This is a genomic window from Paenibacillus sophorae, from assembly GCF_018966525.1.
Lineage (GTDB): Bacteria > Bacillota > Bacilli > Paenibacillales > Paenibacillaceae > Paenibacillus_AQ > Paenibacillus_AQ sophorae.
In genome coordinates, this window is the sequence record NZ_CP076607.1 from 5,411,984 (window position 1) to 5,427,964 (window position 15,981).

A 15,981-nucleotide genomic window follows, 5' to 3' on the forward strand; every position below is an offset into this window, starting at 1 on the left:
TGTTAGGCGAAGTGACCTCTTCTTTGATATCCCACTACTTAACGCACTTTATAATCTTTCTTAAGTATTGCATATATGACAGTATCAACAAACCGATTCCTCCAATAAAAATGTTCCTTCAATGTCCCTTCTTCACTTAATCCAATTTTCTCAAGCACCTTTCTTGATCCCACATTCTCTGGTTCTACAAATGCTTCAATACGGTTTAATCCAAGATTGTTAAATCCGAATTCAATTATCTTCTGAATCACCTCAGTCATATAACCTTGCCGCCAATATTCTGGTGTTAATTCATATCCAATTTCAGCTTTATAATGATTTTTCATCCATCCATGAAATCCACATGTTCCAATTACTCTGCTTTCCGACCGCAAAGTGATTCCCCAGCGAATGCCCTGATTTCTTTCAAACTTTTGATTCCATCTATCAATTAGTTCTTCTGCTTGCTCAATATTCGTAAAACTCTCCAAATCATAAAATTTTGTAACTTCATCCAAAGAGAAATATTGAAATATTTCTCTTGAATCGTCTTGTTTAAGCTGTCTTAGTACAAATCTATCTGTTTCTAATATGGGGAATTGAGACATATTTTTTCTCCTTTCATGGTTTAGGTCATTTCGCCTAACGTTCTTGCATTCCCGACGCCCCACCACCTTAAGAGAAGCACAGAGCCAAAAGCGAAGCTGGCTCCCGACCGGCCGCGACGCGGTTAGGTGGTGCGGGTGTTCGCCTGAGTCATCTTCCCCGAAAAGCAACTGGTGACCAAGGACCCTTCAGGGTCCGCTGCGGGAATGCGGTGTTAGAGGATGTGACTGCCTTCTTCGAGAATCCCAACAGATCATTTCTTAATTGCCTTCCATATGTACCGATATTCTTTCATGCATAGTTTTTCGTTTATTGTATTCTCTTGAATCTTATTGCTTAATTCTTTTTTTAATTTAGGGGAAGTATAATCAGGATTTCCCGGTATTCCTGTGATGAACTTAGCAAATTCATTCTCATCAGGGAAATAATAAATCGCACTACTAAATTCTTCGATTTCAATGTTGGTAAATCCATTACTTTCTAATCGTTCTTTTACTTTCTCTAATGAACCTGAATGAATCCCAAATACAGTTCCCCCAGCCTGAAGTATTCTACTATGGTTTAATATTGAGGTTGGCCCTCTTCTGTCATAAATTAAGTCAAATTGCTCGTCTTGAAAAGGTAACTGTTTTTTGGTTGTAGCATAAATAAACTTTACATTGCTCACTTTACTTTCTTTAAGTAATGAGTTCGCGATGTTCATCAGTTCAATAGAATTATCGAAAGCTACCAATGATTCTGTATATCTTGACATCTTTACGGTAAATTCTCCATGCCCACAACCGGCATCTAAGACCGATGTATAATTAGGTAGCATACCAATTAATCGTTCTTCGAAAATCTCTTCTGCTGAAATCCCCTCTACCGTAAATACAGCATTACTCTTATATCCGCCATTTCTTCTGGCGATAACGTCGTACCATTCGACTCCCATGAATTTGCCCCCATTGGTTTATAGTGTTTGCAGCCATTTCCTCTAACGTTGTTGTATTCACGAACCCTCACCACCTTAAGGTCCGAAGGACCGGCCGCGATGCGGTTAGGTGGTGTAGGGTTGTCCGCTGAATCCGCTTCTTCGAAATCCATCTGGTGGACCGAGGGCCGAATGGCCCGAAGCGTGAATACGTTTGTTATACGCTGTTCCACTCTTCTTTGAAATACTTATCACGTCTACTTATTATTAAGATATCCTCCACTCATTACAAAAGGAAGTTCAGACTTTCCTTGTTTTACTATTCCATTCAATTCTATTTGAGGATCATCAAAGTCTAGTAACTTCGAATCTCCGAAGACCTCTTTGGTCGGTGCAAAAAAATTAAAAATAATCTTCTCTCCTGATTTTAGATTTATTGGTTTACTAATTTCAGTTTTCCCTTCCATTTTAAAAGGATTCCCTTTAGATCCAGTTGGTAATATCACTGGATAGTACAGATAAAGATTTATATATTTTATTTCTAATTTCCCTGTATTCTTTACTTCCATTGAGTATGCTCTATAGTCATTTGCATGTTGTTGATTTATCAATGAAATCTTTATATCGTTATCATTAAATTGATACCTATTTGTTTGCGTACATCCAGTTAAAAAAGTAATTAAAAAAATTGACAAGATGAGAACGATTTGTCTCATGGCATATTCTCCTATTATTTAAAGGTTTTTGTGGCATTGCGTATACGTTCTGATATTCACGAAACGCCCCAGCCTTTGATAGCTCTTATCTTAGGCTGGGGCGTTTGTTGTCCGAGCTACTTCCATGATTATACATCTGACAACCAAGGAGCGTAAGCCCCGAAGCGTGAATACGGTGTTAGCTGATGTCAGTGACATCGATGATTTTAGAAAGAAACCTCCTCAGTATTACAAAACATAAATATGAAACCTCTAGTTATCATAATTATGGTACAGAATATACCGATAAACAAACTTACAGGGTTTAAGTCAATTGAATAATCTAACAGATAACTGTAAGATATTACTATTGTGTGCCAAACAGGAATAATTAGTGCCCACTCATCAACTTTATGTTTCATAACATATCTATCAATATTTAGATTCCCCTGGGCTCTTGTTTGATTTCTCCAGATATAGTATTGTATAAATCCAAGCAATACAGAATATAGAAAAAGCAAAATAATCATTATCTCAAACAACTTAAACAGTCCTTGCAAAGGCACAATTTCTTGAACTTTACTACCTAGTTTACTTACTCTCACAACGAATAAGTTAAATTCATCTTTGTACATAAGCTTAAAAAGAAAGAAAACAGGAAAGAATAACATGAGAAAAATATGAAATTTGTTGAGAGGTAAATCTTTTAGAAACTCCTTTAAATCTTTTACTGCCCCCATAAAAGTTCCCCCTTTATTAAAATTTTGAAGTCCATACCAAACATACGTTCTTATCAAAAGAAAGTTTCACTAAACTCACTGATTTCGTCTAACGTTCTTGCATTCACGAACCCTCACCGACTTAATGCCGACAGGCCGGGCGTGATTGCGCTTAGTCGGTGCAGGGTTGTCCGCTTATTCTACTTCTCCGAAATGCCTCTTGCGGACCGAGGGCGGCGCCAGCTGGCCGATGCTTGAATACGTTGTTAAGCGAAGTTTTCACTTCTCCGAATATACCAGAGTACCTATATAGCTTAAAGCCAAATAATAATTGGTGATTAACTATCAGAAGACAGATAATCAAACAGATCCTTATACTCTATATCATAGGATTTATTAAGCAGATCTTCATCCATCCATTCATCATCACAACCGTATAATAAATACAAAGCATTCACCCTTCGACCTATCGGTTCAGATACATCAACAGCAGTTTTCTTTAATATTAAAATTGCACTGTCAAGACAGCAGGAAATCACATCTAATAATCTTTCACCTAAACCCATTGGCCCAGAGAAGCTTTCATTATCAACTATACACAATAGTTCATATATTTCGGTTTCAGATATATCTGAACAGATGTCTCCCGCAAAACTCATTAACTCTTTCTCTTCTAGATTATTTGGATTCCATGACCACCTACTTCTTCCAACACAATACCCTAAATACCATAACGCCTGTTTCTTTACGTCGTTATCTTCATGAGCAACTAATTCTCTGGCAACCTTGATTACTATTTTTCTATCTCTAGATTCGGGATGGTTTGTTAGAATCTCGAAATGTTTCAAAATAATACTTTTATCGGCATCAAAACACTTATCAAGACACTTCAATAAAATTCTAGAATCAGATTTCAAGTTTATATAATCTTTTAAATCATTTATTGATACTCCATCTCTATGCCTAACTTCAATTTTACTTAAGGGAGATTTGTCATGGTATCGTAAATAATTAAGATGCTCGTTTATACCAATCCATGCACTACATTTATTTACGGGAGAATAGAATATCATGACAACAGGCAACATATAATTCTCCCAATAGTTTAAGTGATCTTCATCTGGATAAAAAACAAACTTCTCCTCTTTATTGTTATAATATGACTCCCCCGATTTTATTTGCACCGCCAATAACTTACCCGAAACAATATCATCTTCGACAAATTCAATAAATCCATCAATACCTGTATCATTATCGCCTGGCACTTCTCTGAAGATTGATCCTTGATCGATAACTAATTGCTCTAAAAAAGCGACTCCTTGCTTTTCAACTTTTTTGTTTTTCTTCCATTTCGGCATATTAACCCTCTTTTATTGATGATTATTGTATATTCACTTCATAGGCATACTAATTAACATGGTCTTTCGAGAATTTCGCTTAACGTTGTTGTAATCACGAACCGAGAAGCTTAAGGCAGCGCAGCTGCCGGGTCGTCAGACTTAGGCTCGTAAGGTTGTCTGTCTGCTATCTGAAATTTCTTCTGCAGACCCAGGGCATCAGCCCGCAGCGTGAATGCTGTGTTAGGTGATGTCATCAGTCTTCATCGATTAAGCTAGAGTATTCTCTCTCTATTACTAACACACTGTTTTTTAGGTTCTCAGTATAATAATAACTTTCTAATCTGTCCTTGATTTTTTAGTAATCAGTGTTTCCAACAATACAAAATGGACTAATTGCTGGCAGATTACCTTCATTATCTGACTGATAGTAATGGGAGCGTCTATTTCATGATAAGTTTGTAACACATTCACTTGGTGATTATTCAAGATGGATATAGCTAAGTTTAAAATAGGTTTGAGTTGTGCTCCGTCGAATTTCAAACCTTCTTCATTTAATAATACTTCTCTCTCTTGCACTATCATATTTAAGGTAATCTCATTTTTTGGATCATAACTCCAAATTAACCTTATATGTCTAATTGTCTGTGATTCCAATAATATTTGTTTATAGTTGTGTTTAACATGCTGGTCATAGCCAAGAATAAATCTTTTGGATAGAAGTTCAGTGTTCCAACTAATTATTGTACCTAGTGTTTCACCCTCGGAATTCCAGTAGCCTGATTGAAAGGGGAAGTAATCAAAAAAAGTATTATAAACTTCACTTACAAAATCCCGAGAGAACGCGGAGTATGGAAAGCTATAACCGAATAATATGGTGGCATTAAATAACCCCTTGTTTAGTATTGTTTACAGATGATTTCACCTAACGTTCTGGTATTCACGAACCCTCACCGACTTAAGGGACAAAGGCACGGCCGCGACGTGGTTAGTCGGTGCAGGGTTTTCTGCTGATTCCGCTTCCTCGAAATGCCTCCCGCAGACCAAGGGTCGCAAGGCCCGCCGCGTGAATATATTTTTATCAGATGTCATTTGTCATCCTTGATTTCTCTAGGACTAAATATTCTTTAATTGCTGTTGTTAATTGAGTATCTTTAGTTAATCCAAATATCTTATAAAAGTTAATAAGCGATCTCCCTTCTGAGTTAATTAGATCTAATAGAATCCTAGACCTAATTACCTTTTGTAAATTTACTTTTGAAGATAGTTTCAGATAGTTTTTTTGTCTACCATTTAGAATTCCCAATAAGTTATTTATTGAATTCTTATCATGTCTCATATTCTCAAAGATATATTCGCTGCCTTCTTTTTTCGAAATTCCATATAAAGAAATTACCAATTTATATATTTCATTATTCATTTCGAACTTATCTTGGTTGAGCTCTACTACATTATATCTAGGATTTCTAATTGTTCTATTCTGTATATCAATATCTTCCCATAAAAGGTTAAATAAATGCCTTTGTTCAAACATGTAATTATATGAGATAAGTAGTATTAATTTTAATAGTTGTTTTTCTGTTCTCTCTTGATCATTTTCTTCTAATTCTAATGCAGAACTAAAAAGGAATTTAAAATCGCTCTCAGATAAAAAGTCCATATCTTTCGGCTTTTTAGCTTTATATTTTTTTAGTTCGTTTTTGATTTCCAGAAAAAAACTATCACTAATTCTCTCATTATAATGATAGAAAGATAATAGATTAGAAAGTGCATATTTTGCAGTTGCACTCTTTCTAAAAGTTAAAAATGCTTTTATATCTGATTTGTTAAAAATATCAGTATAATCTTCAACTAAAGTTCTAAATTCGAGATGTTCCTCTATGTACACTTCAAGATCATCAATATACCGCTTCTTTGTATCGGTAGTATTTGCTCGATCCTTAAAATCAAGATATTTAGAAAAATCAGTCCTAATTGAGTTGAAAATATAGCTTTTGAATTTCTCCATGCTTTTTGCTCCTAGTAGTATGATTTTGCAAATGATTTCTGATAACGTTCCCGCATTCACGAACCCAAGAGGGTTAAGGTGCTACAGCGTCGGGTCGAAGTCTTAGCCTCGCAGGGTTGTCTGCCAGCAATAACTTCTTCGCCTTAGCTTCTGGAGACCAAGGGACCGTTAGGGCCCGCCGCGTGAATGCAATGTTATGTGCTGTACCTGGCCCCACTGAGCTACCTTCAAAATCTTGTCGTCCTTTATTGTACTTTAATGTCCTTTAGTCTTGTTCGATTATTTATTATTCATTTCTTGTTCGAGTTCGTCTTCTAGGTTGTATATTAAATTTAGCTATTTAACTACTAACAAAAACTGTTTTACTCGCTCTTCATATGTCTTATCACGCAGCGCCGGGGCACCAAACTTATTCCTCACAGGGGCTGTCTGCCTGCCAAATGCTTCAACAATTTCTCTATCGCAGACCCAGGGCGTAGCCCGCAGCGTGAATGCTGTGTTATCTGAAGTTATCGTCCTCATTGAATGATCTATTCTTTCAAAAGAAGCTTAGTACAGGAGGGTCTTTGAAGGGGGTTTCAATAAGGATACTTAAAGCTACTTGTAGAGTGATACTAATAACAATAATAATAAAGATTTTCGTTTTGAACCGATCATTTTGTTTATTATAAATTTTTGAGGTTAATGCCGGTCCAACAATAACATTCAAAATTATCATAAACCCGCATACAAGAATGTGTCCTAGTCCAGTTAAAAATCCTTTGGTATAAAAGTCAAGAAATAATACAAAAAAAAGATTTTAAAATTATGATAGGTACTATATTTGAACATAGTATAGAAATTATTAGAACTAGTTTTTTGTTAGCCATCATGAGTTTCCTCCATTAATAAAGCCTTAACGACAATTTCACGTATCGATCTGGTATTCACGAACCCGAGAGGATCCACGCTCCTCAGCACCGGGTCCCGACGGACTTAGCCAATTCAGGGCTGTCTGCTAAACTCGCTTCTCTGAATAGCCTCTTGCAGACCAAAGCCGAAAGCTCCGCCGCGTAAATACTATGTTATATGACAGTTCTTTGAATTACTAACTCAACTTTCGCAGCGAAAATCGATTTAACTACAAGAACAGCATGGTTTTGAGATCGATTTGATTTATGGCTTGACAGAAATAGAAAAACACCGCTTCGTTTGGTAAAGTGAGAGTGTCCAGCAATCACTACCATACAGAAGAGGTGTCCTCTACATGATAGAGCAAAAGCAACTACTTGATCAACTGCCTAAAGAAATTAAACCGGCTTTTCAGGAGCTTAAAGTCCTCAAGCACTTGAATGCTGCGGTTTCAAAAAGAAGTTTGGCTTTACCTGTACGTATTTGTTTCGCATCGTTTTCGTTTTGTTGTTTCGCCAGAAGAACTAGTTTCGAAAGCTTTAAAGGCGAAACGTTTCCCGGTAAAGATACGGTATACCGTTTTTTGAATCACAGCGGGTATGCGTGGCGTCGGTTTTTGTTGTCACTAAGCAGTGAAACCGTTCGGCGGGTCAGGAAGCTGACCTCTGCCCACAGAGAGACGGTGTTCATCTTTGACGATTCGATGTTCGAGCGTAACCGAAGCAAAGCTGTCGAAATGCTGGCGCGCTTCAAGGATCATGCGACAGGCGCGTACTATAAAGGATTTCGCATGTTAACCATGGGTTGGTCGGACGGGCATTCCTTTATCCCTATGGACTTTGCTTTGCTAAGTTCCACAAAGTCCGGCATTACTGGCATGATGGAAGGGATCGACAAGCGTAGCGCCGGTTACAAACGTCGCCTTGAGGCGTTCTTCTCCGCACCTCAAGTGATCGCTGCCATGCTTGACCGTGCCATTCAGTCCGGCGTCTCAGCCTCTTTTGTGCTCATGGACAGTTGGTTTACCCATGCGCCGCTCATTCAAGAAGTCATGCGTCGCGGGCTGTATGTGATCGGCATGGTGAAGAACGATAACAAACGCTACATCGTGGGCGGCCAAAGAATTTGCCTGAAGGCGTTGTACGCAGTTGCGCCACGTGTCGAAGGCAAGAACCGCAACATCCTTCGCCTGATTCGAACGGATCAGGCCCCCGGCATCCCGGTGACGGTTGTGTTTGTCCGTCATCGTTCCATGAAGAACGAATGGCTCGCAATCCTTTCTACTGATCTGACCTTGAGCGCTCAGGAGATCATCCGGATTTACAGGATACGCTGGGAGATCGAAGTGTTCTTCAAGTGCGCCAAGTCCCTTCTGCGTTTGCAAAAAGAGTTTCAGGGACGGTCTTACGATCTGCTTGTCAGCCACACGACAATTGTTTTCTCCCGCTACATTCTGCTCGCTTGGCAGCATCGGCAGAGTACGAATCAGCGGTTTTTTGGCGGACTGTTTTATTTGCTTTGCGATGAAGTCGACACCTTGGACTGGGCAGTTGCTTTGCAACAATTAGTGGAAGTGATGAACGAAATCGTCACTCAAGTCGGTAAAAAGTTATCTGCTATGATTAAAAGTCAACTCCAGCACTGGATCTCCGCTTTGCCCAGCTACATCAAGGATTACCTGCCGATTTCTTGCTGGTCGAGTAGACGTGAGCCTCGCAGCTCACGCCCCTCACAGATCCGTACGTCAGACTGTCTAACAATTATGAAAATAGATGACCTTTGTCGAAACTCTACATCAAAGGAGATGAGCGTGTATGCCTTATATCGAAGGTGAAGATAGACATCAAATTCATTTACTGCCAAATACGTTGGACGACTTTGTAGAAGAAGAAAATCCTGTCCGAGTCATCGATGCTTACGTCGATAGTTTGGCCCTGGAAGAATTGGGGTTTCAGGTGTATTCGGGCACCAAATCGGGGCAAAAACCTTATCGCAGGGAAGATCTTCTCAAGCTCTATCTTTACTGTTATATGAACGGCATCCGTTCCTCTCGCAAGATGGAAACCGAAACGAAAAGAAACATTGAACTGATGTGGCTAATTGGCAAGCTCCATCCGGACCACGGTACTTTATCTGCTTTCATGAAGAATAACCAAACGGCTATAAAAAAGCTGTTTAAAGGGTTCACCTTACTGTTAAAAGGTTTCGGGTTGATTGATGGTCAACTTGTCGCGATTGACGGCACAAAATTAAAGGCGAACTGCTCTAAAAAGCAACACTTTAATGCTAATATTGTCAGTAAGAAGCTAGAGTATATCGATGAAAAAATCGATGCCTATTTGCATGACTTTTTAACGGAGGACAATCGCCAAAAAAAGCAGGAAATCACGGAAAAGTTAGAGGTCTATCAAGAGAGAATGCACGAGTTGCAGGTAATTAAACAAAAACTCAAGAAAACAGGTGAAAAACAGCTTTGTGTTACCGATCCGGATGCCAAATCAATGAAAAACAACGGGAAGCATGAAGTTTGTTTCAATGTTCAAACTGCGGTGGACAGCAAGTATAAACTGATCGTGGACTGCGATACGGTCAATGATGTCAACGATCAAGGACAGCTGTCCAATATGGCGGAGAAAACAAAGCAAGTTTTCCATGATCAAAAAACTACAATTCTGGCTGATACAGGCTATTATAATTATCTTGAAATCATCGACGTTGTCGACGAAAGCACCGAACTCTTAATTAAGCCGCAAAAGGGAAAGCAAAACAAAGTGGCAAGCGGATTTGATAAAGAGAACTTTGAATATGACGCCATCAACGATAGATATATTTGCCCGTTGGGTTATGAATTACCCTTCAAATGGAATGGAAAACAAAATGGAAAAGAGTATAGGCGTTACACTTGCGAAGCCTTCGATATTTGCGGACAAAAAGAGTCCTGCACGTCTGCCAAAGGCGGAAGGGCGGTAACCAGACTTAAAGACGAAGAAGTGATCGAGAAGATTACCGAAAATACACGTAGTCAAAGTAATATTTATAAGCAAAGAGCGGCAATCGTTGAGCACCCTTTCGGGACGATGAAACGTCACTTGGGCTATACATACTTTTTAACACGAGGGTTGGCATCAGTAGGCACTGAGACCAATTTGATTTGTCTTGCCTATAATTTCAAGAGAATGATCAAAATAAAGGGCGTGAAGGACCTCATACGTCTTTTCAGTGACCAAGCTCGTTCAAAATCTAATATGCAGGGCGTTTATTTGAGCAAAATTGCATAAACCCACGTTTTAAAGCGTGCTCAGCAATCAGTTGTTAGACAGTCTGACGTGCCCAATTAAGGCATACGGCTCTTCCTATCTTCTTACAGAGTGGCGTTTCATTAACCGTAGATGCTGACGTAAATTTTAGGCGCAGGTAATGGATGCCGCATGAGAAATCGTTCAAACTGCTCGTACGAAAAGCTCCTTCGCTGACTTCTGCGATTTAACCACTTGAATAGCGCCTTTCGTACTCGGAACGCAAAGGTTTCCAAAGATTGGCTATTGTCTGTGATTCCGTAATACCGATAATGACCGATCAATTTCTGTTTGACCGTTTTCATCAGTTCCTTTTCATCGGTATGTCGCTCCGTTCGTAACCATTCATGGAACGCTTTTACTTTGGCGTTGAACTTCTTTTTGCTCGTTTTCCGCTTCACCCTGAATTTCCCTTTGAAGCTCTTGCTACAGTAATGAGTGAATCCCAGAAAGTCAAACGTTTCCGGTTTTCCTTACCCTCTTCTCTTTCGGTTTTCAGCCGCAAATCGTCCGAATTCTACAATCTTGGTCTTCTCTTCGGCGATGGACAACTGAAATTTGGCCAATCGGGGCAGCAGAGCTTGGTAGAATCGTTCTGCATCGTCTTTGTACTGAAAACAGCAGACATAATCGTCCGCATAGCGGACGATGTGCGCCTCCCCGCGGCATGCTCTTTTCACCGCCACCTCGAACCACAGGTCTAATGCATAGTGCAGATAGACATTCGATAGTAATGGCGACAGGATAGAGCCTTGCGGCGTGCCGGCTTCCGTTGATTCCCATACCCCGTTTTCCATCACTCCAGCCTTTAGGAATCGTCGGATGAGCCGATGGATGTTCGGGTCCGATACGCGAAGTTCCAGAAACTTCATCAGCCATTCGTGATCGACGTTCGTGAAAAAGCTGTGGATATCTGCATCCACTACATAACTGGTTCTGCCAAATTCCAATGCCCGATTTAACGCTCGCAGCGCATCATGACAACCCCGGTTGGGTCGGAATCCATACGACATATCCAGAAAGTCCTGTTCGTAGATCGCTTGCAGGATTTTGTTCAATCCCAATTGGACGATTTTATCTTCATACGACGGGATCCCCAGCGGTCGTTTGCTATTTGCATCTTTTGGGATATACACGCGCCGTACCGGTTGAGGATGATATTGCTTCTTTGTCAGTCGTTCTACCAGGTTCCGGATGTTTTCTTCGGCATTCTCTTCGTACTCATCCTGCGTTACTTCATCTACGCCGGTTGCTTTTGCACCATCGAGTTCACGGTGGCACTGCATCAGGAGTTCTTCATTCAACAGATGGTACAGCGATGTGAAGGACTCATTCGGCTTTGCTTTTGCCAATTCTGCTATTCTTGCCAGTTTTGTTTGCATCTTTTGTCTACCCCTGTGTGTAGAAAATGTGGCCCTGCCAAGAGCGAGGATAGGTCACGGCCTTCCCTCCGCCAGCATTACACCGGTTTCAGTGGTACGACACCGTGATCCGACTCCGGGTTCGTCATTTGACATTCTCCCTTGTGACCGGTTGTTTGCCATACTTCCTCTTCGGAAGAACATGACCGGGTCTCCCAAGTTGCTATGAAATCATTAGTTAACATGCCTGGCTCTTCGACCCCGGGGAAGTCCTGCCTCTCTTGCCTGTAACGATGAGGCCGGATGTAGTTTTCCAGTATTTCGACGCCGTCAACCTTCCCGTTTTACTCGTTTCGAGGCTCCATCACATTCAGGCCTGCTACCTGACTGTCTACGCTTAACGCATGGAATTACTCCCATCCGTCCAAGACTCGCTATTGGTGACTTGGCTAGAGTCTTTCCAAGCAGGATTTTCACCTGCTAAATTTCATAACCTATGCTTGGTCGCACCGAAAGTTGAGTTACTAACACTATCTATTCCACTTCAACAATTCTTGCTTCACTAAATAAAAATTATCACCGTCATCTTCTTCGGCAGCATCCCAACCTGTATTAAATAGCGCATTTGAGCGAATTAAATATTCAAGTTCAATTCCTCTAGATTCAATTATAAGTTTTATAACGTACGATAATCTGTTGACTATAAATTTATTTAATGTCTTCATATCCTTTTGCGTTAGTTGATTATTAGAGTGTATGTCTTCAACAGGACCTGATCTAAAAGCAAAGTTTGTCAACGCCTTTGATATCACATCAATATTTTCAGTCGTCATGATTCGTTCAAATGCCTTTTGGTTCAATTCATGATAATCTTCATCTTTATTGTTTATTAGATCTTCTATTATCATTTCTTTTCTCGTAATACCCATCTTCCTTCTCTTTTGCTGTACCTTCGATTTCGATATGTTAAATAATTCAGCTATCTCCCAATCAAATCTTCCTTCATTCCAATGTAATTGCTTTAATTCATTTAATGTTAACTGATTAAAATTGAGAACCTCACCATTTGTTTTTTTAAACTGAAATGTTTCAAAAAGTGTCATGAAATTCGATCCTTTCATTTTTTATACTATTCTTCGTCTATCATATAACGTTCTTGTATTCCCGAACCCTCACTGGCTTAAGGCGCACCAGCCTGGTCGTGAAACTTAACCTCGAATAGGATACTATTTTCCAATCCATCCCAGTTTATAGTTTTCATGAAACTTTCTTAAAGTACAAAGTTACTTCCCCATTACCTTCTTCACATATTTCTCCGCCTTATAGTCCTTGCGAACTTCACGCAGTACCGGATTGCTCGCCTCACTCCACGATTCCAAAATCATTCTCGGCTCCGATTCAATGATATCTTGTGCCGCTCTGCCGTTATCCTTTTTAAAAGCTTCAATAATATTGATTAGGTCCGTTCGATCTAGCAGCTTCACATGATTAATCCCTGCCAATGTCTCACAGGGTTCGGTAAACTTGGCTGTAGCGATCACGATGGCTTTCTTGGCTTTGTAGTACCTCATACAAGAGTAGACCTCCTGCACAGCGCTAATACCAACTGGATGATCTACCCCATACCGCTTTGCTTGCACAACATTTCTGATACCATCCCGATCTGTAAAGACTACGTCTGCTCCAAAATCACGACTTCCGACAGTCTTGTATACACCTGAGTAGCCCAGTTCAATAAAAAGTCTGTATAGGTACATTTCGAACCCTGAACCATCTTCCATCCTGTCAATATCTGCAATAGTAATCGACTTCAAATCATAGTTTTCTTCAATAAAAAGTGAAGGTTTATTGCGTTTTTGTAGAATTCTAAAGAACAAGAAGCTGATACCAAAAAACAGAATAATTACTACCGCCACAAATGCATAGATCAATAGAACTACCTCCGTTGGTTTAATAGTAAGATGATACCATAATTTTCTTGGGATATAATCGAAAAAAATGGGTTTTTTGGGTGCAAAAAAGAGACAATCCTTTTTGACTGCCTCTTTTCCCCATATTCAAGTCCAACTTTAAGCATAAAAAACCTCCCTAAGCTGCGTTTAGCAATCAAACAAGCTTGGGAGGTATGTTATCCACACCCTGAATCGACGTTCTATGGGTTGTTAACGCCGGGCTTTCGGGGTTGTTAACGTTCAATTTTACCGCCGCAATCCACAGCTCCGAACGCTCGTTTGCGCAGGGCTACCGATTCGGCTACCGTTTAGATCAGCGGAGGAAAAACTTGCGTCACATCAACGCTCAGCAAGGTTCCTCGCTCGGTTTCCCCTCATCCGTCGCCGTTCTGAAGCTATGTCCGCAGCCGCAGGTGGCGGTGGCGTTCGGGTTGTTGATGGTGAAGCCGCCGGACATGCCGGATTCCTCGAAGTCGATTTCGAGGCCGTCGAGAAGACGCAGGTTTTCTTTTTCCATAACGACCTTGAGGCCCTTCACATCCATGTAGACGTCCTGATCGGTCTCGTTGTCGTCAAAGCCCATCGCATACGAGAAGCCGCTGCATCCCCCGGGGTTCACGCCAAGACGAAGGAACATGTTCGGAATCTCCTGCGAGTCGCGCATGGTCTTAAGCTGCTCCGCAGCCGAATCGCTGATTGAAATCATGGTTACCAGCCTCCTTATAAGATCTATGGTATCGGCCGAGATTGGCCAAAAGTTATTGTCTATATAAAGTAAAGTATACTTCACTCCCACCCGGTCCACAAGCTACAGATCAAGGGAAGAGAAGAACTCGGGGCTGTTGCTCGCCTTTGAAGAGAGGTTTATAATAGGAAAAGCATTAAGTAAAATTCGAAATTTTGTCACGTACGGCTGAGTCCTAATCCAAAAAATGAATTGCTGCCGCTTTGATATGTTGTTCCTGAAAACATCTGCGTCGTTTTTCCAGTGAGAAACAGCGGGATGTTTTCTTGTTCACAGAGCGGCGGCTTTACGTCCATGCTGGCTAAGCCTCTTATCTTAAACCTTACTAGGAGGAATCATAATGTCTACTCTTATTACTCCCTACACTGATGCCAGAATGGCGGATATCATCGAAAAGGTTCGCGGCGGCGAAAGATTAACCCTGGAGGACGGCGTTTATTTATATGATAGCAGCGATCTTTTGACGATCGGCCAGCTTGCGAACGAAGTCAACCAGCGGAAAAATGGAAACAAAGTGTATTTTATCGAAAATATGAGTCTGTACTTTACCAATGTGTGCGAATCCCGCTGCGCGTTCTGCAACTTCCGCAAAGATGAGGGCGAAGAGGGAGCCTACACGCTCTCCGGCGAGGAAATGGTCTCCTATGTGGAGCAGCATATTCACCCCGGCGTGCGGGAGTTCCACATTGTGGGCGGACATAACGACCATGTTCCGTTTCAATACTATGTCGACTCTCTTCAGGCGCTGCATGACCGTTTTCCGGAAGTTACACTGAAGGCGTACACGGCGGCGGAGATCGATTTTTTCACCCGAATCAGCGGTTTGACCATCCGTGAAGTGCTGGAACGGCTGCGGGCAGCCGGACTCCAGACGCTGACGGGCGGAGGAGCGGAAATTCTGTCCGACCAATACCGCAAAAAAATGCGCGTCGACAAGGCAAACGTCGAGGAGTACCTGGAGGTGCACCGGCAGGCGCATCAGCTCGGCATGCGGACCCATACCACCATGTTGTATGGCTCCATCGAGTCCCATGAGGACCGCGTCCGGCATATGCTGCAAATTCGCGAGCTTCAGGACGAGACGAACGGCTTCATGGTGTTCATCCCGCTGTCGATGCAGCCCAAGAGCAAGAATGCAGGCATTATGCGCCGCAATTCCGCGTATGAGGACCTCAAGACGATCGCCGTCAGCCGGCTGATGCTGGACAACATCGACCATATCAAAGCTTATTTTATCAATATCGGACCGCAGCTCACCCAAGTATCGCTCAGCTTCGGCGCATCGGACGTGCACGGGACGATCCTGAAAGAACGGATCAGCCATTCAGCGGGCGCGCTGACTCCCGAGGGTATGACACGAGAGGAATTGATTTGGCTGGTAAAGGGCGCAGGCAAAATCCCAGTCGAGCGCGACACCTTCTATAACGAGATCAAGGTATACGAATAGCGATTGCACCTCACATACTCCTTCATTTGAAA

17 protein-coding genes are annotated in these 15,981 nt (G+C 41.3%); 3 read left to right on the forward strand and 14 right to left on the reverse strand.

Annotated features, from left to right (window positions below; translation table 11 throughout):
* Positions 1-38 precede the first annotated feature (38 nt).
* The 8 genes from KP014_RS26160 to KP014_RS26190 form a co-directional block, all read right to left on the reverse strand.
* Complete coding sequence (locus KP014_RS26160; RefSeq protein ID WP_090834269.1) at positions 39-587, reverse strand: GNAT family N-acetyltransferase; 549 nt, start codon at positions 585-587, stop codon at positions 39-41.
* Between the two features lie 251 nt (positions 588-838).
* Positions 839-1,519: a class I SAM-dependent methyltransferase gene (locus KP014_RS26165; RefSeq protein ID WP_036597343.1), complete on the reverse strand. Its 681-nt coding sequence runs from the start codon at positions 1,517-1,519 to the stop codon at positions 839-841.
* Between the two features lie 236 nt (positions 1,520-1,755).
* Positions 1,756-2,214 (reverse strand): hypothetical protein, encoded by a 459-nt coding sequence (locus KP014_RS26170; protein WP_036597345.1) that lies wholly within the window; start codon positions 2,212-2,214, stop codon positions 1,756-1,758.
* A 206-nt stretch (positions 2,215-2,420) separates the two neighbouring features.
* Positions 2,421-2,933 (reverse strand): hypothetical protein, encoded by a 513-nt coding sequence (locus tag KP014_RS26175; protein WP_036597347.1) that lies wholly within the window; start codon positions 2,931-2,933, stop codon positions 2,421-2,423.
* Positions 2,934-3,250: 317 nt separating this feature from the next.
* Positions 3,251-4,270 (reverse strand): DUF4365 domain-containing protein, encoded by a 1,020-nt coding sequence (locus tag KP014_RS26180; protein WP_051500242.1) that lies wholly within the window; start codon positions 4,268-4,270, stop codon positions 3,251-3,253.
* Between the two features lie 110 nt (positions 4,271-4,380).
* A complete protein-coding gene (locus tag KP014_RS29190) occupies positions 4,381-4,506 on the reverse strand; it encodes a hypothetical protein (RefSeq protein ID WP_281426437.1) in 126 nt (41 codons plus the stop codon).
* Positions 4,507-4,588: 82 nt separating this feature from the next.
* A complete protein-coding gene (locus KP014_RS26185) occupies positions 4,589-4,834 on the reverse strand; it encodes a hypothetical protein (protein WP_051500243.1) in 246 nt (81 codons plus the stop codon).
* A gap of 496 nt (positions 4,835-5,330) precedes the next feature.
* Complete coding sequence (locus KP014_RS26190) at positions 5,331-6,257, reverse strand: hypothetical protein (protein WP_036597349.1); 927 nt, start codon at positions 6,255-6,257, stop codon at positions 5,331-5,333.
* A gap of 1,246 nt (positions 6,258-7,503) precedes the next feature.
* Between KP014_RS26190 and KP014_RS26195 the strand changes: the two genes are divergently transcribed.
* Positions 7,504-8,982: an IS4 family transposase gene (locus tag KP014_RS26195; protein WP_425517234.1), complete on the forward strand. Its 1,479-nt coding sequence runs from the start codon at positions 7,504-7,506 to the stop codon at positions 8,980-8,982.
* A complete protein-coding gene (locus KP014_RS26200; RefSeq protein WP_216700365.1) occupies positions 8,963-10,426 on the forward strand; it encodes an IS1182 family transposase in 1,464 nt (487 codons plus the stop codon). Before KP014_RS26195 ends, KP014_RS26200 begins: the two co-directional genes overlap by 20 nt.
* Positions 10,427-10,527: 101 nt before the next feature.
* Here KP014_RS26200 and KP014_RS28955 read toward each other — a convergent pair whose 3' ends face one another.
* From KP014_RS28955 to KP014_RS26225, 6 genes are all read right to left on the reverse strand, one after another.
* Complete coding sequence (locus KP014_RS28955; protein ID WP_246590587.1) at positions 10,528-10,845, reverse strand: group II intron maturase-specific domain-containing protein; 318 nt, start codon at positions 10,843-10,845, stop codon at positions 10,528-10,530.
* A gap of 72 nt (positions 10,846-10,917) precedes the next feature.
* Entirely contained in the window at positions 10,918-11,826 is a 909-nt protein-coding gene (gene ltrA, locus KP014_RS26205) for a group II intron reverse transcriptase/maturase (RefSeq protein WP_246590588.1), read from the reverse strand.
* A gap of 509 nt (positions 11,827-12,335) precedes the next feature.
* Complete coding sequence (locus tag KP014_RS26210; protein ID WP_036591526.1) at positions 12,336-12,908, reverse strand: hypothetical protein; 573 nt, start codon at positions 12,906-12,908, stop codon at positions 12,336-12,338.
* A 180-nt stretch (positions 12,909-13,088) separates the two neighbouring features.
* Positions 13,089-13,733 (reverse strand): restriction endonuclease, encoded by a 645-nt coding sequence (locus tag KP014_RS26215; RefSeq protein ID WP_036591528.1) that lies wholly within the window; start codon positions 13,731-13,733, stop codon positions 13,089-13,091.
* A gap of 370 nt (positions 13,734-14,103) precedes the next feature.
* The gene (locus KP014_RS26220; RefSeq protein ID WP_036591523.1) at positions 14,104-14,463 is read right to left on the reverse strand and encodes a HesB/IscA family protein; all 360 of its coding nucleotides are present in this window, start codon (positions 14,461-14,463) and stop codon (positions 14,104-14,106) included.
* Between the two features lie 197 nt (positions 14,464-14,660).
* Positions 14,661-14,798 carry a hypothetical protein gene (locus KP014_RS26225; protein WP_175491957.1) on the reverse strand — a complete coding sequence of 46 codons (138 nt, stop codon included), beginning with the start codon at positions 14,796-14,798 and terminating at the stop codon, positions 14,661-14,663.
* A 44-nt stretch (positions 14,799-14,842) separates the two neighbouring features.
* On the opposite strand from KP014_RS26225, the gene mqnE reads away from it, so the two are divergent.
* The gene (gene mqnE / locus KP014_RS26230) at positions 14,843-15,949 is read left to right on the forward strand and encodes an aminofutalosine synthase MqnE (protein WP_090834677.1); all 1,107 of its coding nucleotides are present in this window, start codon (positions 14,843-14,845) and stop codon (positions 15,947-15,949) included.
* Positions 15,950-15,981: the final 32 nt, after the last annotated feature.